The following is a 21,863-nucleotide window of genomic DNA, read 5'->3' as shown; positions in this document are numbered from 1 at the left end:
GAGTTCAACTACTAAAGTTAAGCACTTAGCAAAAAAAAGGTGACAATTTTAGCTATAGCTTGTTAATCTCAAGTGGCAGTATTAGAAAATTCTGTAACTAGTTAATCTTTAGAAAAATGTCACGGGGAGAGCTTTAGTGATTCATATAGACCAAAAAACTTATACAACACAAGACGGAAACACCGTTATTGTCCTGACACCAGCAGGTCGCCTAGACATTACCACTGCTTGGCAATTTCGGCTGAAGTTACAGGAGTGTATTTCCAAACTCAGTCGCCATGTAGTTGTAAATCTGGCTCAGGTAAATTTTATTGATAGTTCTGGTCTTACGTCTTTGGTTGCTGGGATGCGTGATGCTGATAAAGTTAAAGGCAGTTTCCGCATCTGCAATGTACATCCAGAAGCCAAACTCGTGTTTGAAGTGACGATGATGGATACTGTGTTTGAAATCTTTGAAACAGAAGACGAAGCTTTAGAAGGTGTACCTCGTAGCATCGCTAGCTAAAAAAGAGTTAGGAGTTAGAAGTTAGGAGTTAGGAGTTAGGAGTTAGGAGTTAGGAGTTAGGAGTTAGGAGTTAGGAGTTAGGAGTTAGGAGTTAGGAGTTAGGAGTTAGGAGTTAATTCAAAATTCATAACTTATAATTCATGAATCATAACTTTATGTTATGGAATACTGATTTCGCTTGGTGTAGCGATAAGGCCCCATAATCGCTCCCCAAGTTGCGTTTCCAGTTGCTGGATCAATTCCTTTGTCGTAGCTGTGGAATTCTAAAGCAGTAGCTTCAAAACCCAAGGAAACATTGATGTTATTGCCAAGATAAGTAAAGCTGCAATAAGTCTCTGGTAATGGGGTAGCGATAAACTTATAGCGATCGCCAGCTAGGGTTTCGTGGCTAACTGTTAGGATACAACCTGGTAGTAAATCTAATTGTTTGGAAGTCAGTGTGTTAAGGAGAGCAGGGTTATTGCCTGCGCCTATTAAGGCATCTGGATCTTGAGGCATGTAGTATTGTACTTCCAGAGATGTGTCATTGCTACCCTGACGCAACCGCATAATTCGCTGGCGGTAAGGTTTATCCAGCTTAACAACGTTAGCCTGTTCGGCAAACAGGGTGATGCTATCTTCTGTGAACAGATTAATTGGTCTTTGCCACAGGCGGAGTTGGACATACCAAATTGGCTCTCCTATGGCTTGTTCCTGATTATCAAATTCACCAGCTAGATACTCACCCAAAGCAATTAACTGTGGCGGGAAGTTCATAAATGCGATAAACAAATCATTAAAGATAAATATTTTTGGCTAGTTTTTTAGAGGAAAGGGTCTTAATCCCCTGTGGCTACTAGCTTATAAAATACTTTTGATTTGTCTACATTGTAAATCAAACCGTCACCAGCCAAAAGCTCAACTTGGCAAAGTCGCCTTTAAGCGAGAAAATAAAGATACGTCGCCCTTAACATTTTCTTTGTGAATAACGTCCGTACTGTCTCTGATACCAAACGAACTTTTTACAATCTTCATACCCGTCCGATAAACACTATTTATCGTCGGGTAGTAGAAGAATTGATGGTGGAAATGCATCTGCTGTCAGTAAATATCGATTTTAGCTACAATTCAATTTATGCCTTGGGCGTCGTCACTACTTTTGACCGCTTCATGCAAGGCTATGAACCAGAACGGGATCAAGAATCAATTTTTAACGCCCTATGTCGGGCTATGGAACAAGATCCGCAACACTATCGACAGGATGCCGAAAGATTGGAAGCTGTAGCTAAAGGTTTGCCAGTTAAAGATTTAATTGGATGGCTAGGCCAAACTACTTTTTTAGATAGAGATGGAGACTTGCAAGCACAACTGCAAGCGATCGCCAACAATCCTAACTTTAAATACAACCGTTTGTTCGCAATTGGTGTATTTTCGTTATTAGAACAGTCAGATCCTGAATTAGTCAAAGATGAAAAGCAACTCACAGAGGCGCTGAAAGCGATCGCTGCTGGCTTGCACCTTTCTAATGACAAACTCAACAAGGATTTGGAGCTATATCGTTCTAACCTAGAGAAGATGGCGCAAGCGCTAATAGTGATGGCAGATATGCTCTCAGCCGATCGCAAAAAACGCGAACAACGTAAACAACAATCAACTACCCCCGTTGCTCCCCCAAGTTCCAACGAATAGTTAGGAGATGGAAGTTATGAGTTATGAGTTATGAGTTAAGAGTTGTTAATAACTCCTAACTCCTAACTATTGATTTTAGACGCCCAATAATGTGTAGATTAAGCTGTTAATTATAGTCAGCGCAAATGCCCCAATAACGGCACTCCAAATCCCGTAACGCAAGCGAAAGCCCTCTATTAACCAAGCAGCAAGACTAAAACAAACCACAGCAATCATAAATGTGAAAATGCTAGATAGTAAGTCCAATGTGAGTAAATTTGGTACTGCAAAAACGAGGCTTAAAATCGGTCTGACTATTGCCGTCACGATACCAAGCACTGCGGCAGAAAGAAAGGCTTTGCCAGGAGTATCAATTTCAACTCCCAAAGGTAATTTACTAATTATCAACAGGCTAATAGCTGTTACTAACCAAACAATTAAAAGCGTCACAATATTCATGCCACAAGCCCTGAAACGTGAATGGCAATTGGTGATAAATTACTTCACTTTATCAGTGGAAAAATCTTTAAAGCTCAACCAATTATCTATAAATTAGCAGTAAATTTTTCTCTAAGGGAATTTTATTTTAGATATCTTTAGGTTTGGCAAAAGTTTGAAGAGGAGTGGGGAGATGAGGGGGATGAGGAAGATGAGGGGGAAAATAAATTCCTCTCCTCTGCACCCTGCCCCTCTCTCTGCCTCTCTGCCTCTCTGCCTCTTGCCCCTGCCCCTATCTCATCTTTTAAGACTGGGTTGGCTCTTTTTGGGTGCTACAGGCGCTTGAGATGCTGGTGGGTTAGAAATACTAGGATTGATAGGACTTATACCTTGTCCAGATGGAGGCTGACTTATGCCAGGAAGGGGTACAGAATTAGGTGCTGAGGGAAATTTAGGGGTAAGATTCCCTTCGGGATTGATGCCTGGGAATGGTGCGGTTGTGGGTATTGGTGTTGCACCAGGATCGATTGGCAAAGAGGGTATATTAGGCTGGTTAAGTGAGTTTGTGGGTGATTGAGATGGGCCAGGAATAATTCCCAAAGAAACGCGATCGCCTCCTACTTGCCGTAGCAAATCCAATGTCTCAATAACATCATTATAAGTTGCTGTGCGCGAAGCATTCAGCACTACAAGAGCATTAGGGTTTGCTTGGAGATACTTTTTTAAACTCGCTCTCAAATCATCCCGTTTTATAGCCTGTTTTTCTATGTAAGTATTACCAACGGCATCGATAGTTACAATCAGACTTCCATTTTGTGATGTTATTCCAGATACTGAACTGGCGCTGGCTTTGGGCAAATCAACATTTATTGCCTGTTGGCGGGTAAATTGTAATGCCGCTAATAAAAAAAACGTCAGAACACAAAAAACAACATCTATTAAAGGGATGATTTGAATTTGGACTTCTTCAATTGGGGTATGTAGATTAACTTTCATTTTCTCAATTTAAACGCTTAGTTCGGGGGTTGAATTCTTGGCTAATTAGGTGAATTCGGGGGTTCAGGAGGTTCAGGTAACCTAGTCTTTCCTGGTTTGCGGGGTGGAGTGAAATTTTCTGGCACAATTGCTGATGTACTATTAGTAAAATTAGGGGGGGACTGGCGGTAGAGCAATTCCATCTCATTACCTGCCTTCCGAAAAACTTTGACTTGGTTGACTACAAAACTTTGAAATAGGCGATAAAATACTAAACTAATAATGGCAACTATTAGCCCAGTTGCCGTACTAATTAGGGATTCACCAATACCAGTAGTCACCCCGGCGGTAGATTCAGTTCCCAAATCGCCAATCCGAATTGAGCGCAGGGAGCGGATTAAGCCCAGAACCGTGCCTAACAATCCCAGCAGGGGCGCAAGGGCAATTACCGCTTCTAAAAGTTTTTCGCCCCGCCGCATTCCAGCCAACTCATCTTCTGCTGTAGCCTCCAGTGCTAATCGAAAGGTTTCTGCATCAGTTTTTGAAAAACGTAAGGGAGCATAGAGAAAACGCCCGACAGGCTGATGGCTTGCTTGTTTGGCGATGTCAGCAGCTACTTGCCAATTATCCTGAGCAGCATCCAGGATGCGATCGACTATTTGCTTTTCCTGAGTTAAAATTCGCAACCAGAACCACAAACGCTCAAAAATCACACTCAAAGACAGAATCGAGAGAACAAGCATTGGCCACATCGCTGGCCCGCCCTTATAAAATAAATCTAAAATATCCACTGTTTAAGTTTCCTCCCTCCATGACTAAAGCAAATGTGCTAAGGCATTTTAATTCTAGAGATTAATGCAAAATGAGGGACTTCCAAAATATAAATTTACCAAAAACCTAAAAAGACAGTGCAAGCATGGGGTATTTGACTTAGAATCCCGAATTACTAATGAGCAGACGTTCTAATTTGTCAAACCCTTCCGGTATTAAACTCTTATGGAGAATAACAGAATAGGTATTTGGTGAGAGATTACGAGTAGCGTCTTCCAGACTAACTAGGGCGGTTATTCCCACCGGGAATTTTTAGGATAATTTGTCAAAATTAAAGATAACTGGAGGTTCAAAATATATGAAATTTTCAATCGAATCACTTTACACCTGGTATCGCAGTGTGCTTCGTAATCCGAAGTACCGTTGGTGGGTAATTTTAGGAACACTCGCCTATTTGGTTAGCCCATTTGATATTCTTCCAGATTTTGTACCCGTTGTGGGACAGATTGATGATGTTTTTCTTTTGACTCTGCTAGTTTCTGAGGTGTCTGGGCTAGTAATTGAGGGCTGGAAAGCTCGTAAGGGTGATGTGGGTACTGAAGTACCTAATACTACCGAGGGTTCTACCTCTACTGAAAGCACCATTGATGTTGATGCTGTTTCTGTTAAGTAGATTTAATAAAACCCCTACTTTTAGAATCGGAGGTGGGGGATATTTTTTTTCAACGCAAAGTAACGCAAAGGGAAGCGCAGAGGTTCGCAAAGAGGGAGAGAGGGGGAGAGGGAGAGAGGGAGAGTTAGAGGTTGTTGGCTACGCGTTTTATACCTTCTTTGAGGTGGAGGACATTAAAGTTGAGGAGAAGACCTAGTTTGCAGTTTGCGAGTTTGAGATAGGTTAGGAGTTGAACGGAGTGAATCGGGTGGAAGGATTCTACAGATTTAATCTCTACAATTACTTTGTTTTCGACTATCAAATCTAATCGATAAACGCATTCCAATTGCACATCTTGGTAAACTAAAGGCAATGGAATTTGCTTACCAACATTCAACCCGGCTTTGTTCAACTCATAATTCAAACACTCCTCATAAGCCGACTCCAACAAACCAGGTCCCAAAGCAGTATGCACCCTCATTGCACAACCAATAATCACCCCACTCAACTCATTCTCTCTCATCCTCTGCGCTCCTCTGCGTTTCCCTTTGCGCCCCTCTGCGTTTAAAAATCTTTCACAAATTCCGTCAAGAACCGGAAAGCTTTCAAAATATAACCAGCACAATCTCTAGGAGAAGTGTTGTAAAACGATCGCCACGCACTCGCCTTATCCTCATCATACCGATCGCTGCGATGAGTATGATTTTCCAGCCACGCCAATCGCACTGCATGGCCAATTAACACATCCAAGACAATATATTCTTCAATTTGCAGCTTAGGATTATTGGCAGCGATCGCAGCTAATTCAATTAATGCTTCAATATTAACTTGGCGATATTCTGGAGCTTCGATTTTATTCAACAAATGCTCAATTAATAGAGCAAAATTTCTTTCCCCGGCTGTCATTTCTGACAACATTATCTCACTATCTAAACGATTGCGGCGCTCTAATTTATCGCCAATTACTAGACCCTTGCAATGTTGCATTAATAGCCAAACTTCCTTAAAAAATTCTTTTGGTACGCGCCCTGTCGCACCCTCGGCTTGGCGAAACCGTCGCCAACCTCCCGGCGGAACTTCTATTCCTTCGGCGATTCCTGGTAGAACCACCCAAGCTATATCACTTTCTTTTTGTTTGACGTGCAGTGATTCTTGCTGGCGTAACAAGTTACTCATGCCAGTATATCCAGTTAATACTTGACGCAAGCGCATTTTCACTTCAAAGGGTGAAAGTTGCATTAAGTGATCGTAAGCTTCATCTTGAGTGAGGTGCAATTCTCGCGCTAGTTCACTGGTTATCAATAAGATTAGATAACCAACTCTCAGCGTCAGTAGCCCCTGAAATAGTTCGGGTTCTGAGGGAATTAAGACACCAACATAGATTAAAATCTCTTGAGTGAGAACGCGATCGCGGATATCCTCACGACAAAAATGATTAATTTTATCGGCAATTTCATCATGAGACATGGGTACGCTAATCAAGGACGCTTCACTGTAAGCTTTACCCACAGCAATTTGCTTACCTCCTACCAAAATACTCGTGACTGCATCTGATAAACTGATATCAACCATTTGCCGTAACCCCGCAGCCCGTCGCACTACTGCCCAAATGCCTAAATCTCCAGCTTTGGTGTAAACTTCATCTAGTAAATCGCCTACGGTGACAGGATATCCAGGTCCACCATACCCCGTATCAAATTTCATTCCCTGCAAGCGAGTTAAAGTTTGCAATAACTCAATTTGCTCGTAAATATTCTCTGATGAACGCAAATAAGAAAGTAATAATCCCAAGTTGGTTTCATACTCCATTTGAAATTCTTGGGTATGGCCTAAGCGCCAGTTTTTATCAGGATGATATGCTAGATAATAGCAACGTGGGCTAGCATTTTTTACTGGCGATCGCGAAAATTCTGCATTAGGGAGAAAATCAATTCTTTGGATTCTGGCTGTTAGCATTAGCTGATTTAACCGCCCTAATTTCACCTGCACACCGTTACAAACACCATCTTTCAGTTCTTGCATTAGTTCTAGTAATGCTTCGGAACCTGCTTCTAGCATGGTGTGCGTCAACATTAAAGTCAAGGTAGGACGCCCTAAATCGCTCCAATATTTTTGAATGTAAGCTAGTTCACTTCTAATTTGATCCAGCAGAAAATGATAATCAAGGGTTAAATAAAACTGTTGAGAGTCTGAAAAGGAAGGTAAAAATACAATTGTTTCACCACTAATTCTAAAAATTCTAGATGTTGTCAAACTCCGTAACCGCCGCACTGGCCGCCCAGTTAAACCAAGTTTTTCATTACGTCCAATTTGGGTGTAAATAGCGGAAAATTCTCCAGCTTTTCTCACCTGAATCGGCTCTACTTGAGTAGGCGTTTGCGCTTCAATTCCGTGAACTTCTAGTTTCGTTTGTAAATCTTCATCTTCTGCTAATAAGGCAATTTGTACCAATGCCTCGCGCTCTTTACCCACACACAAATGTCTTCCCAAAGGGTCGATATCACCAACCGCTAGTAACCCCTCACTCAACATTTCACTTAGAAAATATAAACTCTGCGCCCAAACCAAGGGAATATTTTCATTAGGTAAACGTGGCTGCGTTTGAGGTGCTAACTTTTCTGTTTCTATGTTTTCTGCCAGAACATAATAAAGTTCTGGCAATAAACGTAAACCATTTTGTTCTATAAGTAATGATTCTAAAAGATTTTGGTATTTTTTAACTTGTTCTTGTTGGCCACGAAATAATCCATCTAGAACTAAATAAGTGAAAAATAACGGCCATTCGCATTCAATATGCTCAAATTGCTTGAGTTCCCACGGTTCGTAGTGTAAACGTTGATGATCTTCTAAAACGGTTTGGTGTCCATCACGCAGAAAGCGTTTGCAACCGTATTTACCTGCGAGTTTATTGATAATATCGTTTAAAGTGCGATCGCGTAACTCCAAATCTTCCACTGCAAAGGCAGGATAACTAATAATACTCAACAGCGCTGCATCAATTTCTTTGGAACCAGATTCTCTCGGCAATAACGATTCTAAGGTAATCCGGGCGCGGGCAATTTCATCTGGTAGCACATGAATTACCGATGCTTGACTACCATGCACACCAAATAAATCCAGTCCGTTGATAGCTTCTAAAGCAGCTTTTGCCATGCCTACAGAACTGGCATTTAATTCAGCACTACCACGATTAATTTTATTCCCACGTTCCCAAATGCCATAATCTGGTGTACGGTAAGCTCGTCCAATATAATAAACTAAATTTTGGACAAAATTAACTTCATCAATTGTATAAATTATTTGCAATCCTCCTGCCGTCATTTGCCCCAACATCAGCAAAAATATAGATGTGGCATCAAGTTGCAAATGTCCCCATTCATCATCACCAACAACAATGTCACCAGTCGCAGTATTATATTTGGCGTGCAGTCCATCCAGTAGCGACTGAGTATGTTTAAATGTCTCTACTTTATGAGCCTGTCGCATCATTGCAAATAGCAACCCGCGCATTAGTTTGATGACACTGTGTTCTAGTTCATAGGTGCGTCCTTCATCGTCGTCAATCTTGCGGTATGCAAGTCCTAAACCCCAAACTGCCAAAATGCTGTAAACGTTGTCTCGCACCCAGGCATCTGTATAATCGCCGTGGGCTGTAATCGCTGTACTCGCAGGTAGTAAACCAGTAATTGGATTTTGCCGAGTCAGGATGATTGTTTTGATTTGCTGATAGTAATAGTCCAGGCGAGTTAGCAATTTGGTAGATGTTTTCATGGTTTGGTTGGGAGCAGCTTGTAAAATTCGACCCTGTAACTGTGAAGTGAATTACCTGAACCAAGTCAGAACAAGCTCTGTAATGGTTGATGGGAAAACAGCTGAGGGTAGGGTGAGTTTATTATTATCTCGTGTTAATACGCCTGTGGTTACTTAATTTTGGCGATCGCAAACGAAAATATCATATTTGTTCAAATATTCATTATATTGTGTAAATTTTTATACTTTTGATTTCAGCTTTTTAAGGCATAACGAATTCTTTTTATTGATAATTCACCTTAGATAAACGACTAGCAGTTTCAGTTAAATTACGTATGCGTTGGTAACTATTATAGCTTTATAATAATTTTTAATTTGGAAATAAAATATTTGATTGAGTGGCGAACCAAACAGTAAGCCCTCATCAATGATTGCCTGTGTTATAAAATAACATCTCCAATTAAATTTTTAATTGCCTACTTACATTATAAAAATTATCACTAATCATGGTGATTTCACGAGCGGAGCGCTCGCACTAAACCCGAATGGCGAATTATACAGATTGGAATCAGGCTTTAATTGATTATTTTATAAAGGGTACACCACACGGTACAAAAATATATTTGAGCGTTGATGAAGATGTAATAGAACGCATTGGTTATCATTTTGGGCAATTATCTACAAGTGGTACTTGGGTTGATGACTTCTGCACAGCAGTGAGAAGAAAAGTCATCTTTGAGGGACAGGTTAATTTGCAGCATTTAAAAGAGCGTGATTCTCAAGGATTACCCAAAGGAATTGCTTTTTTATGCGCCACAATTTTAGCTGCTTCCCAAATGGCTCAAGAAGAAAAAATATCAGAAACTAATTATTTCAAACGCTTACGAGAGATTTTAGCCTTGCGTGGTTTTGCTCGTCCGCTAGGGATGAAATTAGGTAATGAAGCTGAAGAACCCCTTTGGCGAGAGTGGAATCATTGGCTAATGGAAGATAGATTTTTACCTTCAGCACAACGAGGTAGTGGTTCAGCTACCTATATTAATTATCCGATTTCTCAATCCCTACTGCGTCGCACTGATAAAGATAAATTGCGAAAACTATTCCAAGAGAAGCAATGGCAAGCAGAATGGGATGCCCAAACTTTGTTTGCTCATGTTCGACGATAAGCAGGAGGATTTTGCATCCATTTAAAAGATTTATTGACGGAAAATAAGCAACGCCATGAGGCTATTTTGGAAGCGTTACATCAAGTTTATGAACAGTGGAAAGCTCAAGGATGTCCGACAGCAGACAAGAATAATTATTGCTCTTGGAGTCGTCATATTTTCTGTGGTTTATATCGCACTGAAGATCCATTATTAGGTGAGGTAGATTATACTCTTTACCCCAAGCAGCAACGAGGACGCAGCCTAGAATCCGTAGAAGTTAAACAGGGATATAATACTCACTCATTAAGAGAAGAACGTCCTGGATGGTACTTTCCTTTAGAGTATTCAGTCAGTCAGAAGGAGTTGGATAATGGTGCTAAATACCAGATTACTTCTCCAGATGATCTAGATTACCTAATTTTACCTGCTCGTGACTTTTGGATACTAATTCCCGATCCTGAAAATCCTGATTCTGGGGCTTATGCATCTTGGGAAGCCCCATCATTAGGTACTCAGTTTATTCTCCTATGCAAACAAGAATTGCTCAGTGATATTGAACGCTTGCAAGATGAGAATTTACTAAAGTCGAGTTGTACACCTCAACCAATATTTAATAATTCGGGCTGGGTAGAACTTCAGCAGTGCATGGTTGTTTCTCAAGCTTGGGATGGAGTTTTTATCAAAAATCAAACTCTTAAGTATGCTTTGCAACTAAGTGTAAAATTATCAATTAGTTTGTCTGGCGGTTTGCGCGTACCTAAAATTGGTGCTTGGCTTATGAATCATAGCCCACAAATTACTATTTTTGGTTTCTATTCAACCGCAGAATTAAAAGTAACTCGATTATCAGATAATCAGACAATTCTGGAGAATTCACAAAATACAAATACTTCTATAACGCTTGATTTTGCTCATCCTGGGGATTATCTAATTGAAGCCACTTTTGCAGGTGAATCGAGTCAGCGTTTAGTCAAGATTGTAGATTGGAATTATCTAGACATAGAAAAATGTGTGTATCGAGAAGTAATGCCAATTAATTCTGCATATCATATTTTGGGCAGTGTAATTCAGCAAAACTCTTAAATTATTTATAGTCATCAGGATGTATCATGCCACAAGTTCAAAGATGGTATACAGGATTTTGTTATCGCGGAAATCCACAATACCTAATTAACCAAATTTCAGCACAAGTACAGCGTCATAATCTTAGTAAATTAGTGCCGCTTTTACGAATCGAAAAGGGTATAAAATCTCGAAAGCCGTTTTATTTCTTCCTCGCAATTGACGGTTGTGAAGTAGGTGAATTACCTACAGAATTACAAGCAAGTTTGCTGAAGTTACGGTTTTTCGAGTGTCCAATTAAAGCTAGTCGGGGCTTCACTTATGAACAGATAAAATTTATGGTTGGTGTAGCCCATGATGTTCATGATTATACCAGCCTTATTCCTTATGAACCTAGACAAAATCTCAGTGCTGAGAACCCGTTTGAACTGACAGAATTACACTCTATTAATCATGCTGATGCTGATTGGGTGAAAGCTTCCCAAAATAGCGATCGCTTCCTATACTGGTTATCAACCCTCGGCAATGGTAGCTGGGAATCCTTTCAAAAAAGCTGCAATGCACTCCAACTTCAGGAACCTAAACGCATCTTACGACGGTTACGCTTATTAGGACATCTTGAGTCTTCACTAGACGGCTCCAAATGGTCGGCGGCTCCTTCAAGCATTGTTCAAATTAACTCACATAGTTCAGAATTTATACTGTGTGGTCAACGCAGTATCAGCTTACTCAATCAATTAAAAGAATATGGTATTGTAGCATCTATTACTCCTCAACCCAGAGGGGAAGCACCATCGTGCATTCAACTGGTGGTGAATAACCCTGATGCGATAGCGAAGCGCTGCTGCGAAGCGCAGATCGCAAATAATTTTCCAATCATCAATGCGGGTGAAGCATCTACACAACTTGCTCAAATTCTACCTGATATCTCCACTTGGCAGCAAAATCTGAGGAATATGCCGGGGATTGTGCCGAGTCGCTGGGAATGGAAGCACTTTGAGGGTGATGATTTTGAAATCTGCGGTATTCCTCACGAAACAGGGATGTATCAGATGTGTGATGAAAACCGAAACCTCCGCTACACCCTTTTTTACAACCAAAACACTAACACTTGGTATCAAGGTGATTGGTATGGTTTGCGCTTTCTAGCTTTGTATCATCATGGTGCATCTTGCCAAGTTCATTACAATGTTGCTACAAAGTGTTTGGCAATATCAGTAAAGCAGCGCTGGCCGGAAATATATGAACGTGCTTTGGTGCTGGCATCTGGACAATTACCAACATATCAGGGTAACTGGTTACTGTATCAAAATGTGAGTGGGGAAGTTGTCCATCTGTTGAGTCAAAAACTGAATGTTAAATACGAAGAGGCTTTAATTTGTGCATGACGTAGTTGGAGCGTATCAACGACTTAACCATATCTATCAGCTATATATTAAAAGTGCCTTTCCATTACGTTATCGCTCTTTAGCCGCAGAACGCGATCGCCTTTTACAACAACCAGGTATTTTAAGCCAACCGCCTTTAATAGAACCAGTTCCTATTTATCCCTTATCTGGGAGAGACTTACAAACTGCTGCCAAACAACTGCCTGTAAAATACCATGATTTGGCACAACTGGGAAAAATGCTGTTTGAAGGGGGAATCGAACTTTATCAACACCAGTGGGAAAGTTTAAAAGAAGTCTTAATCAACCAAAAAGATTTAGTTGTTACCACTGGTACAGGTTCCGGTAAAACTGAGTGCTTTTTGTTGCCACTTCTCGCCCATTTAGCATGGGAATGCAACACTTGGGAAGCAAGTCCGCCTCCACCGAGTAATCATTGCTGGTGGGATGGAAAAGGCGATCGCATCTCTCAATGGAAACACGTAACTCGCCCCAAAGCCATGCGAGGTTTGATACTTTATCCTCTCAACGCTTTGGTAGAAGACCAATTGAGACGACTGAGAAAAGCCCTAGAAGCGCCAGAAGTACACGATTGGCTAGATAGAGAACGCGGCACAAACCGGATCACCTTTGGGCGTTACACTGGACAAACCCCGATTCCGGGTGAACCAACACCTGATAAAATTAAACGACTGCGAAACGAATTAGATGAGTGTGCCAAGCAGCAACAAAATTTACTTCAGGCTAATTTATCTTTAAATCCCGATTTACCTTACTACTTTCCCAGACTTGATGGTGGGGAAATGTGGTCACGTTGGGATATGCAAGATACTCCACCAGATATTCTAATTACTAACTACTCGATGCTCAACATTATGATGATGCGGAGCATTGAAAACGATATTTTTGATATAACTCGTGACTGGTTGGCAGAACCAAATCATCCAGAACGGCAATTTTTCCTGATTATTGACGAACTACACGCCTATCGCGGCACTCCAGGAACGGAAGTTGCTTATATTTTACGCTTGCTTTTTTCTCGGCTGGGTTTAACACCAGATTCGCCAAAGCTGCGGATAATCACGACTACAGCAAGTTTGGAAGATAACCCAGAAGGGAGAAAATTCCTACGCGAATTTTTTGGACGTGATGACAAACAGTTTGCTTTCATCACTGGACAGCAACAACAGCCAAAAGTAAATGCGAGAAAATCTTTGGTGAATTACCAAGATGCTTTTGCTGATTTTGCTCAATCTGTACAATCAGATCCATTGCAATCAATGGCGCAACCTGATATAAATAATCAGAATGTAGAGAACGCTAGATTAACTTTAGCTAACCAGTTGGGTTATTCAGCATCATCAGGAACAAGTGCAGAAAAACTTGGTGAGGCTTTAGCAACTGTAGATGCTGGTGAAGCTTTGCGGGATGCTTGTCAAGCGGTTAATGGCAGTGTTCGCGCTACAAATATTAAAGATTTAGAACAGCAGCTTTTTCCAAATTTGCAGAGTGCGACAAATTTTGTTTCTGACTCCATGCGGGGACTGCTGTTAGCGCTGGGGATGTCGAAATTGGGTAATGGGCGATCGCCCCAACCTGTGCGCGGACATCTATTTTTCCATAACTTGCAAAGCCTATGGGCTTGCTGTAACCCAAGTTGCAGCCAAGTTGATCAAATTCAGCGACAAACCGATCCGCCGACGATTGGTGCTATCTATGCTAACCATCGCCTCAGCTGCGGTTGTGGTTCCCGCGTTCTTGATTTAATTGTCTGTGAAGTCTGTGGAGATGTCTTTTTGGGAGGATATAAAAGTACTCGCAAGCTAAGTAACATTACAGTAGATATCCTCACGCCAGATCAGCCGAATTTAGAAGGTATACCCGATTTGGTTGTGATGAATCAACGTTACAGCAACTATCGGGTATTTTGGCCATTACCGGGAGAAACACCAGCCTGGACTACACAACCTCAAGTTCTAGAATGGACTGCTGATAAAATAAAACGCCAGTGGGTGAAAGCAAAGTTAGACAAACAAACAGGCGTACTGTTCCAGAATGCAACACCACCGAAACCTGATGAGATTCCAGGGTGGCTTTATCAGGTAAAGGGAGATGATTTAGATCAGCCAGCACTACCAACAAAGTGTCCTCGTTGTGATGCAGACTACGGTAAACGAGAGAAATTCCCGACTCCTTTACGTATCCACCGCACCGGCTTTCAAAAGGCTTGTCAAGTTATTGCGAGTGGACTGTTACGAGAAATGCCAGCACCTTCTCAAAAAGGGTTAGGTAGTTCTCGCAAGTTGGTAATATTTTCTGATAGTCGCCAAGATGCAGCTAAATTGGCTGCGGGAATGGAACTCGACCATTACCGCGATATGGTGCGTCTACTGCTGATCCAATCCTTCTATCAATATTGGGATGATCTTATAGCCTTTTTGCAGATTACTGCTGCAAATAACCCAGCCAGTCTCGCTAAATTGCAGACTTTAAACCTTAATCTTTATAATGCTGTTGTTCAAGCAGCAGATGATATTACTCGGCGCGATCGCTTTGCTAATGCTAATCCTACCTTAGTTACAGAGGCGCTTTTCTGGGTGATGGGTTTACCCACCAGTAATCAACAGGCGAGTAGTGCATGGCTTGGTTTACTGGAACGCTACCCCGAACGCATTCCTTTATTGGAATTACGGCAAAAAGTTAGAGATGCTTTATTAGAATGTGGGATTTGTCCCGGTGGTTCAAGTTTTCGCGCCTTGAATTACTGGGTTGGACAAAATCAGGGTCAGCAAAAACATCCTTGGTTTGAATGCTACAACTGGTCTGGTAATTCGGTGACAAGAATTTTTCCAGCCACACAAACCCAGACTGATCATGCTACCCGACTGGAAGATATGCTGACTGCTGAACTGATGAATCCATTGTTTGATCACATGATACGCACAATGGAGGGTTTCGGGCAAGGGTGGGTCAGCTATCAACCGCCAAAAAATACACCACTTAAGATCATTGAAGCAACTGATGCAGTCATCAGACAATTGGGCATCCGTCGCCGACATCAGTATTCTAAGTTTTTTTATCCCGGAACAGATAACAACTTACCCGGCTTTGCCCAAAAATACATTGAGTCTACAGGGTTAAAACCTCAAGATATACAACAGCAATTACTCCAGTCACAAGCGGGAATTTCTGCTAGTGGGAATTTGGCACTAGATCCAAATAAACTTTATTTAATGCTACCATCGGCCAAAAATCAAGGCTATCGGTGCGATCGCTGCAATGCTTTCTATCTGCATCCTGCTGCTGGCTTATGTCCTGAATGTAATAGCCGTACTAGCACCAATAAAAATCCTCAGCAACTCACCGCCGGAACACCCACGGGAGACTTCGATTATTATACTTATCTCTCTTCAGAAAAATCAGGTCAGCCTTTCCGCATGAACGCCGCCGAGTTAACCGGACAAACTGATCGAGATGAACGTACTAAGCGCCAACGCTGGTTTCAAGACATTTTTATCAATGATGAAATTGCCCGCGTCCAAGGTATTGATCTTTTAAGCGTCACAACTACAATGGAAGCGGGTGTTGATATCGGTGCGCTGTTGGCAGTGATGATGGCAAATATGCCACCCCGTCGCTTCAACTATCAACAGCGAGTTGGTCGCGCTGGTAGACGTTCGGCTGGAGTCGCCTTAGCTGTCACCTTCTGTCGTGGTAGAAGCCACGATGATTTTTACTTCCAACGCCCGGAAAGCATCACAGGCGACCCGCCACCGCCGCCTTATGTCGATATGACAAGCGTTCCCATTTTTGAGCGTGTTCTCATTAAGGAAGTCTTGCGGCAAGCCTTTGCAGATACAAATTTTAGTGGAGGTAGCGATAATGTACACGGTGAGTTTGGCAATGTAGCTGACTGGAATAATTACCAACCGGATATTCAAGATTGGCTGCGCGATCGCCAGAATGAGCCAGCTATAATCACAGTATTAGATAGCTTGCGAGTGCAGACAGCCTTAGCGAATGCCAGCAATGCTCAAATGTTGAGCTTTCTTCGCTATGATTTAATTCCAGAAATTCAAACAGTTGTAGAAGACAAGACCTACACCCAGGATCAGTTAAGTGAACGTTTGGCAAATGCCGGATTATTGCCGATGTTTGGCTTTCCGACGCGGGTGCGATCGCTTTATACCCGTTTTCCTGCACGCGCCAACCAATGGCCACCAACAGAGGGAGTGCTTGATCGCAATCTAGATATTGCCCTCAGCCAATTTGCCCCTCGTTCCCAAACAGTGAAAGATAAAGCTGTGCATACAGCCTGTGGTGTAGTCGAGTTATATCCCCAAGGTAAGAATATAGAATCTAAACCAGGACTTGTGCCAGCACTCACCCAAGAGAACAAATCTTTAGGACTTTGTGGTAACTGTCAAGCGGTGATCTATCCATACAAATTGTTAAATAAACCACATCCCGGATATCAGGAACCGCCAAAAGATATCTGTCCAGTGTGCGGGGTGGATGCTTTGCGTTGTCTAGATGCTAGAGAACCCAAGGGATTTTTTACCAACTTGCAACCCGAAGACTTTGATGGACAATTTGAGTGGCAACCAAACGCAACCAGACCATCTTTAAGTGTAAATGCTCAGGTAGGCAATGTCCAGCATACCCTTAACGCTTCCGTGTCTGCATTTAATGACCACATTATTTCTGTGAATGACAACGGCGGCAATGGCGGATTTGACTTTCAAAATGCCTTAATTTATGGTAAGACCAAACCCGGAGCTTATGCAGTTTCTTCAGATAAGAATAGCCCAGTAACTACTTCTGGTGATGCCTATCGGGTGGCGTTGTTATCTCGGCGCAAGACAGATATTTTGTTGGTAAATATTGAAAAGTGGCCTACTGGTGTTTTTGCAGATCCAACCACAGTTATCGGACGTGCGGCTTGGTATTCCTTTGCATTTTGGTTGCGGGTAGCAGCCGCCACCCAATTAGATGTAGATGCAATGGAGTTGCAAGCTGGGTTCCGATCGCTAGAGCAAAATGGATCTGTGATCGGACAGGCTTTTTTGTGCGATCATCTAGAAAATGGGGCAGGATATTGTCGCTTTCTGGAAAAGCCAAAAGAATTTAAAAAATTGATCGATTTAGCGAATCCCAATATTCTTAGTAGCATTGCCAGCAAGTGGATAAATCAGCCACATGGAAACGTTTGTGATACGTCATGCAACTTATGTTTGCGAGATTATCAAAACCTTGCTTATCACGGGTTATTAGATTGGCGATTGGCTTTGGATATGGCGCAGTTAGTATTATCAGCCTCATCCACAATTGATCTCAATTCCCCCAACGGCAGTATTCCAAATCCTTGGAGTGAACTATATCAAGGTATAAATGCACCAATTACCGCAACCCTTCAACGCCTTGGTTACGGCTTCCCAATTCAGTTTGGAACTCTCACTGGCTACATACACCAAAATCAAAAGCGTCAGACAATCTTGATTTTACGCCATCCTCTGTGGCAAGATGACCATCCTGAGTGGATTGCTTCAGTTGCGATCGCTAAAGCTCAAACACCTTGCCGCGACTATGAAGTGAAACCTGCCAACCCGTTTCTGATTCTCCGTCGTCCAGGTGACTATGCATGAACTTGCTTGATACTTGATATTACTTATTGATATTGTAAATATTTTAACCATGTAAAGTTTGCGAGTAAATTCGTTGATTGGCAAGACACATAGCTTCTGGCAGTAGTAAAATCTACCTTAAGTTAGACGAAAATTACCTGTAACTCAGGGCAATTAAACCGCGTCCATCTTGAAAACTGTAGATATTCCATGATGAAAAGAAAAAACCCTCATCCCCCAGCCCCTTCTCCCAAATTTGGGAGAAGGAGAGCCGCAAAGTTGTCCCTCTCCCTTCTTGGGAGAGGGATTTAGGGTGAGGGCAAAAACTACGGTTCTCAAAATAGATGAGGTTTATAATTACTCACTGCTGAGGAATATGACAGACACTGAATGCTAATATTCAGTATCTCCCGGAGAGCGCTATTCCGGGTTAGGATGATGACTAGCGATGCCTTGATTTAGATATCGATATTGAATTGTTGAAATTTTATGGGCCATAGTTCACCAGATGGCAGTATCAACCTCCTCTGAGCTGGCGAGGAAGTCTCCCAGCGCGGGGGAGACTTAGGAGATATATCTCATGCTCACACAAGATATTCGTGATTTGCTAACTGATGCTACCGATTTAAATCAGTTTAAATGTGATTTAAATCGTTTACAACCAGTGGATGTAGGAGACTACATTACACAATTGCCTGAACAACAACGCGCGATCGCATTTCGTTTACTCAACAAAGCTCAGGCAATTGATGTATTTGAATATCTGCCAACAGAAGTGCAAGAAGAACTAATTAATTCTCTGCATGATGTCCAGGTAGTGCAACTTGTAGAAGCCATGAGTCCCGACGAACGGGCAGAATTGTTTGATGAACTACCTGCTGGAGTAATCAAACGGCTATTACAAGAACTCAGTCCAGAAGAAAGGCAAGCAACAGCAACGATTCTCGGCTATCCAGAAGGCACGGCTGGGCGGGTAATGACAACCGAATATGTCCGGTTGCGGCAAGGATTGACTGTAGGTGAAGCTTTGAGCAAAATCCGCCGTCAGGATGAAGACAAAGAGACGATTTACTACGCCTACGTCACAGATGACAATCGGACGCTGGTGAGAGTGGTTTCACTGCGCCAATTGCTGTTTACCTTTCCCGAAGTTTTCATCAAAGATATTGCGAGCGATCGCGTCATCAAAGTTACAACTGAAACCCCTCAAGAAGAAGTGGCGCGAATCATGCAGCGCTACGACTTAATTGCTATCCCCGTAGTTGACCGAGAAGACCGATTGGTAGGCATTGTCACCATTGATGATGTCATGGATATTTTGGAAGAGGAAGCCACAGAAGATATCCAAAAACTGGCAGGTGTGAGTGGTGATGAAGCAGCTTTATCTTCTCCCTTACTCACCATCCGCAACCGCTTGCCTTGGCTGTTGGGCATTATGGCACTATATATTGGTGCCGCCAGTGCGATCGCGCCTTTTCAATCTGTAATTGCCGCAGTGCCAGTTCTAGCAGTCATCATGCCGATTTTTTCTAACACTGGTGGTACTGTCGGTATTCAATCATTAACAGTGACAATTCGCGGCTTAGGGGTAGGCGAGGTAACACCCAAAGATACCTTAAAAATTCTCCGCAAGGAACTTCTCGCTGGTTTAGGTACAGCCATAGCTTTAGCCACAACAATGATCCTGCTTTCCTTAATTTGGGCGCGACCCCAAGAGCGATGGGTGGCTTTAATTGCCGGAATGGTCATGGCAACTAATACAATTGTGGCTGTTACACTCGGCACTTTACTGCCAATGGCTTTGACACGGCTGAAGCTTGACCCTGCTTTAGTTAGTGGACCATTGGTAACTACAATGCTAGATACAATTGGGTTTTTAACATTCCTCAGCCTAATTTCTCTAGCTTTAAACGTTTTCCATTTACCAACTTAATGGACATATATGAAGGTCAAATTAAACTCTCTCAAAAGCACAAGTATTATTTGGGGTTTGTTTGGCAGGAATTGAAATGATAAATTCTGTGCCTTTACCCAGTTGGGAATGACATTCAATTTGACCTTGATGTTTTTCCACCACAATTTGATAACTAATAGATAATCCTAAACCAGTGCCTTTGCCAATAACTTTAGTAGTGAAGAAAGGATCAAAAAGACGCTGAATGATTTCCTTGGTGATACCAAGTCCATTATCTGCGATGCAAATCAGGACTTCCTCAGAATCACTGAGTTCAGTACGAATGCGAATTGTAGGATAGCTAGTGGTCAGTTGTTTGTTGTTCGTGGCTTTACTATGAACTACTAAATACTCACTTCTTACCACTAAGTCTTCTAAAGCATCAATTGCATTGGCAATAATATTCATAAATACCTGATTTAATTGTCCTGCGTAGCATTCTACCAGGGGTAATTGACCATACTCTTTAATAACTCGAATTTCTGGACAATCAGATTTAACTTTGAGGCGACTATGTAAAATCATCAAAGTACTATCAATCCCTGCATGAATATCTACCTCTTTAAATTCAGCTTCATCCAGGCGGGAGAAATTACGCAGAGACAAGACAATTTCCCGAATTCGATTAGCACCAACATCCATAGAAGATAACAACTTGGGTAAATCTCCCATAATAAATTCGAGTTCTACCGCCTCAATTTCTGCTTGGAGTTGAGGATTAGGGTTTGGATAGTGGTGCTGGTAGCATTGTAATAAGTGCAGTAAGTCTTCGGTATATTCTCTAGCAGGAGTGAGATTGCCATAGATAAAGCTCACTGGGTTATTGATTTCATGGGCAACACCAGCTACAAGTTGACCCAGACTAGACATTTTTTCGCTTTGAATCAGTTGAAGTTGAGCTTTCTGTAACTGCTTTAAAGTTTGTTCTAATTTTTCCTTTTCTTGAGTCAAAGCGATAGTGCGTTGCTGTACCCGAATTTCTAATTGCTGATTTGTTTGTTCTAAATTATGCAGTGCTTCTTGTAAAGAAAGTTCTGTTTGTTTGGGTTCGCTAATATCTATCAAAAAACCAAGCAATTGTGTATTATGGTCTGGCAAACTCACAACGTTTACAATATCTTTTAACCATACCCATCTAGCATCAGCCGTCAAAAACCGATACTCAATTATATAATCCTCTTGATCCTGTGCAACACTTTTATGATGCGTTATGACTTGAGGTAAATCTTCTGGATGAATGTGTGAATACCAAAAGTTTGGTTCATACCACTCGGCTAAATCATAACCAAATAACTCACTAGCTTGTGGCCCTACATAAGTAAATTGGCGAGTAATACCTACAGCTTCCCAAGGCACCAATTTGACATTTTCTACTAAACGTTTGAGCCGTTGTCTAGTTTGCTCTAAATCTTTTTCTGTTAGCTTACGCAAAGTGATGTCAGTAGACATAACAGTATACTTGCTGGTTATGCCTTCTGCATCGTGTATTGGCTGTCCATCTACTAAAAGCCAACACTCCCTTGAATCATGTGTTTGATAAGAAAGCTCAAACTTAAAACTTTCTCCCTTTAATAGTTGTTCACGAATGTAAGCTTGTTGAACATTTAATTGAGAGTTACGATCAAGTACAGCAAAAAATTTCTGTCCCGTTAGCGAATCAGATGCTAAACCAGTACGTTCAGCAAAAGCTTGATTGACCCACTCAATACGTCCTAATCTATCTGTCAATGCCATCAACAAATCTTTACGCTCTGCCAAGGCTGTAAACATAGTTAATGGCAGACTGGATGAGTCAACTAACAAATCCATATACCCATAACTCCTATTTAGAGTATTCCAGGGCATCACGTCTTCCAGCTATATAGAACCCATTTGACATCTTTTACTGTGTTGAAGTAAAGTGAGCGCAAAAGTTGTATAAAGTAGTAATGCCATACTCTAGCAGCCTCA

Annotated in this window: 15 protein-coding genes; 8 read left to right on the top strand and 7 right to left on the bottom strand. The window is 41.7% G+C overall.

Features of this window, described 5'->3' with window-relative positions:
- The first annotated feature begins 136 nt into the window (after positions 1–136).
- Positions 137–505, top strand: coding sequence for an STAS domain-containing protein (locus V7K32_RS24535; protein ID WP_114083376.1), 369 nt, complete (start codon positions 137–139; stop codon positions 503–505).
- Positions 506–658: 153 nt separating this feature from the next.
- On the opposite strand, the gene V7K32_RS24530 is transcribed toward V7K32_RS24535, so the two are convergent.
- On the bottom strand, positions 659–1,261 hold the full coding sequence (locus tag V7K32_RS24530; protein ID WP_334996845.1) for a chromophore lyase CpcT/CpeT: 603 nt from the start codon (positions 1,259–1,261) through the stop codon (positions 659–661).
- 204 nt (positions 1,262–1,465) lie between these two features.
- On the opposite strand from V7K32_RS24530, the gene psb29 reads away from it, so the two are divergent.
- On the top strand, positions 1,466–2,173 hold the full coding sequence (gene psb29, locus V7K32_RS24525; RefSeq protein WP_334996843.1) for a photosystem II biogenesis protein Psp29: 708 nt from the start codon (positions 1,466–1,468) through the stop codon (positions 2,171–2,173).
- 75 nt (positions 2,174–2,248) lie between these two features.
- Here the strand turns inward: psb29 and V7K32_RS24520 are convergent, their stop codons facing one another.
- The 3 genes from V7K32_RS24520 to V7K32_RS24510 form a co-directional block, all read right to left on the bottom strand.
- Positions 2,249–2,611, bottom strand: coding sequence for a phage holin family protein (locus tag V7K32_RS24520; protein ID WP_334996841.1), 363 nt, complete (start codon positions 2,609–2,611; stop codon positions 2,249–2,251).
- A gap of 276 nt (positions 2,612–2,887) precedes the next feature.
- Complete coding sequence (locus tag V7K32_RS24515; RefSeq protein WP_334996839.1) at positions 2,888–3,586, bottom strand: ExbD/TolR family protein; 699 nt, start codon at positions 3,584–3,586, stop codon at positions 2,888–2,890.
- A 41-nt stretch (positions 3,587–3,627) separates the two neighbouring features.
- Positions 3,628–4,356, bottom strand: coding sequence for a MotA/TolQ/ExbB proton channel family protein (locus V7K32_RS24510; protein WP_334996837.1), 729 nt, complete (start codon positions 4,354–4,356; stop codon positions 3,628–3,630).
- Between the two features lie 338 nt (positions 4,357–4,694).
- Here V7K32_RS24510 and V7K32_RS24505 point away from each other — a divergent pair, with 338 nt between their 5' ends.
- A complete protein-coding gene (locus tag V7K32_RS24505; protein WP_334996835.1) occupies positions 4,695–5,009 on the top strand; it encodes a YkvA family protein in 315 nt (104 codons plus the stop codon).
- A gap of 124 nt (positions 5,010–5,133) precedes the next feature.
- Here V7K32_RS24505 and V7K32_RS24500 read toward each other — a convergent pair whose 3' ends face one another.
- Positions 5,134–5,511 carry a GxxExxY protein gene (locus tag V7K32_RS24500; protein ID WP_185581839.1) on the bottom strand — a complete coding sequence of 126 codons (378 nt, stop codon included), beginning with the start codon at positions 5,509–5,511 and terminating at the stop codon, positions 5,134–5,136.
- Positions 5,512–5,552: 41 nt separating this feature from the next.
- The gene (locus tag V7K32_RS24495) at positions 5,553–8,759 is read right to left on the bottom strand and encodes a glycoside hydrolase family 15 protein (protein ID WP_334996833.1); all 3,207 of its coding nucleotides are present in this window, start codon (positions 8,757–8,759) and stop codon (positions 5,553–5,555) included.
- A 524-nt stretch (positions 8,760–9,283) separates the two neighbouring features.
- Between V7K32_RS24495 and V7K32_RS24490 the strand changes: the two genes are divergently transcribed.
- The 5 genes from V7K32_RS24490 to mgtE all read left to right on the top strand — a co-directional run bounded on the left by V7K32_RS24490 (position 9,284) and on the right by mgtE (position 19,892).
- On the top strand, positions 9,284–9,904 hold the full coding sequence (locus tag V7K32_RS24490; RefSeq protein WP_334996830.1) for a hypothetical protein: 621 nt from the start codon (positions 9,284–9,286) through the stop codon (positions 9,902–9,904).
- Between the two features lie 33 nt (positions 9,905–9,937).
- Positions 9,938–10,969, top strand: coding sequence for a hypothetical protein (locus tag V7K32_RS24485; RefSeq protein WP_334996828.1), 1,032 nt, complete (start codon positions 9,938–9,940; stop codon positions 10,967–10,969).
- A gap of 26 nt (positions 10,970–10,995) precedes the next feature.
- Positions 10,996–12,336, top strand: a complete 1,341-nt coding sequence (locus V7K32_RS24480) for a hypothetical protein (RefSeq protein ID WP_334996826.1) — start codon at positions 10,996–10,998, stop codon at positions 12,334–12,336.
- Positions 12,329–17,980 carry a DEAD/DEAH box helicase gene (locus V7K32_RS24475; RefSeq protein ID WP_334996824.1) on the top strand — a complete coding sequence of 1,884 codons (5,652 nt, stop codon included), beginning with the start codon at positions 12,329–12,331 and terminating at the stop codon, positions 17,978–17,980. The genes V7K32_RS24480 and V7K32_RS24475 overlap by 8 nt, the downstream gene beginning before the upstream one ends.
- 559 nt (positions 17,981–18,539) lie before the next feature.
- Positions 18,540–19,892, top strand: a complete 1,353-nt coding sequence (mgtE, locus tag V7K32_RS24470) for a magnesium transporter (RefSeq protein WP_334996822.1) — start codon at positions 18,540–18,542, stop codon at positions 19,890–19,892.
- A 21-nt stretch (positions 19,893–19,913) separates the two neighbouring features.
- Here mgtE and V7K32_RS24465 read toward each other — a convergent pair whose 3' ends face one another.
- Positions 19,914–21,722 carry a PAS domain-containing sensor histidine kinase gene (locus tag V7K32_RS24465; RefSeq protein WP_334996820.1) on the bottom strand — a complete coding sequence of 603 codons (1,809 nt, stop codon included), beginning with the start codon at positions 21,720–21,722 and terminating at the stop codon, positions 19,914–19,916.
- Positions 21,723–21,863 lie beyond the last annotated feature (141 nt).

The organism is Nostoc sp. (assembly GCF_036917635.1).
Classification (GTDB): Bacteria; Cyanobacteriota; Cyanobacteriia; order Cyanobacteriales; family Nostocaceae; genus Nostoc.
The sequence above is the reverse complement of the archived record's forward strand: the minus strand, read 5'-3'. Positions and strand labels throughout refer to the sequence as shown.

What these genes read in the sequence shown, in the direction of transcription:
- V7K32_RS24515 (WP_334996839.1), bottom strand. Translation starts at nt 3,586, where the DNA reads ATGAAAGTTAATCTACATACCCCAATTGAAGAAGTCCAAATTCAAATC.
- V7K32_RS24495 (WP_334996833.1), bottom strand. Translation starts at nt 8,759, where the DNA reads ATGAAAACATCTACCAAATTGCTAACTCGCCTGGACTATTACTATCAG.
- V7K32_RS24500 (WP_185581839.1), bottom strand. Translation starts at nt 5,511, where the DNA reads ATGAGAGAGAATGAGTTGAGTGGGGTGATTATTGGTTGTGCAATGAGG.
- V7K32_RS24530 (WP_334996845.1), bottom strand. Translation starts at nt 1,261, where the DNA reads ATGAACTTCCCGCCACAGTTAATTGCTTTGGGTGAGTATCTAGCTGGT.
- mgtE (WP_334996822.1), top strand. Translation starts at nt 18,540, where the DNA reads ATGCTCACACAAGATATTCGTGATTTGCTAACTGATGCTACCGATTTA.
- V7K32_RS24505 (WP_334996835.1), top strand. Translation starts at nt 4,695, where the DNA reads ATGAAATTTTCAATCGAATCACTTTACACCTGGTATCGCAGTGTGCTT.
- V7K32_RS24520 (WP_334996841.1), bottom strand. Translation starts at nt 2,611, where the DNA reads ATGAATATTGTGACGCTTTTAATTGTTTGGTTAGTAACAGCTATTAGC.
- V7K32_RS24490 (WP_334996830.1), top strand. Translation starts at nt 9,284, where the DNA reads ATGGCGAATTATACAGATTGGAATCAGGCTTTAATTGATTATTTTATA.
- V7K32_RS24480 (WP_334996826.1), top strand. Translation starts at nt 10,996, where the DNA reads ATGCCACAAGTTCAAAGATGGTATACAGGATTTTGTTATCGCGGAAAT.
- V7K32_RS24465 (WP_334996820.1), bottom strand. Translation starts at nt 21,722, where the DNA reads ATGGATTTGTTAGTTGACTCATCCAGTCTGCCATTAACTATGTTTACA.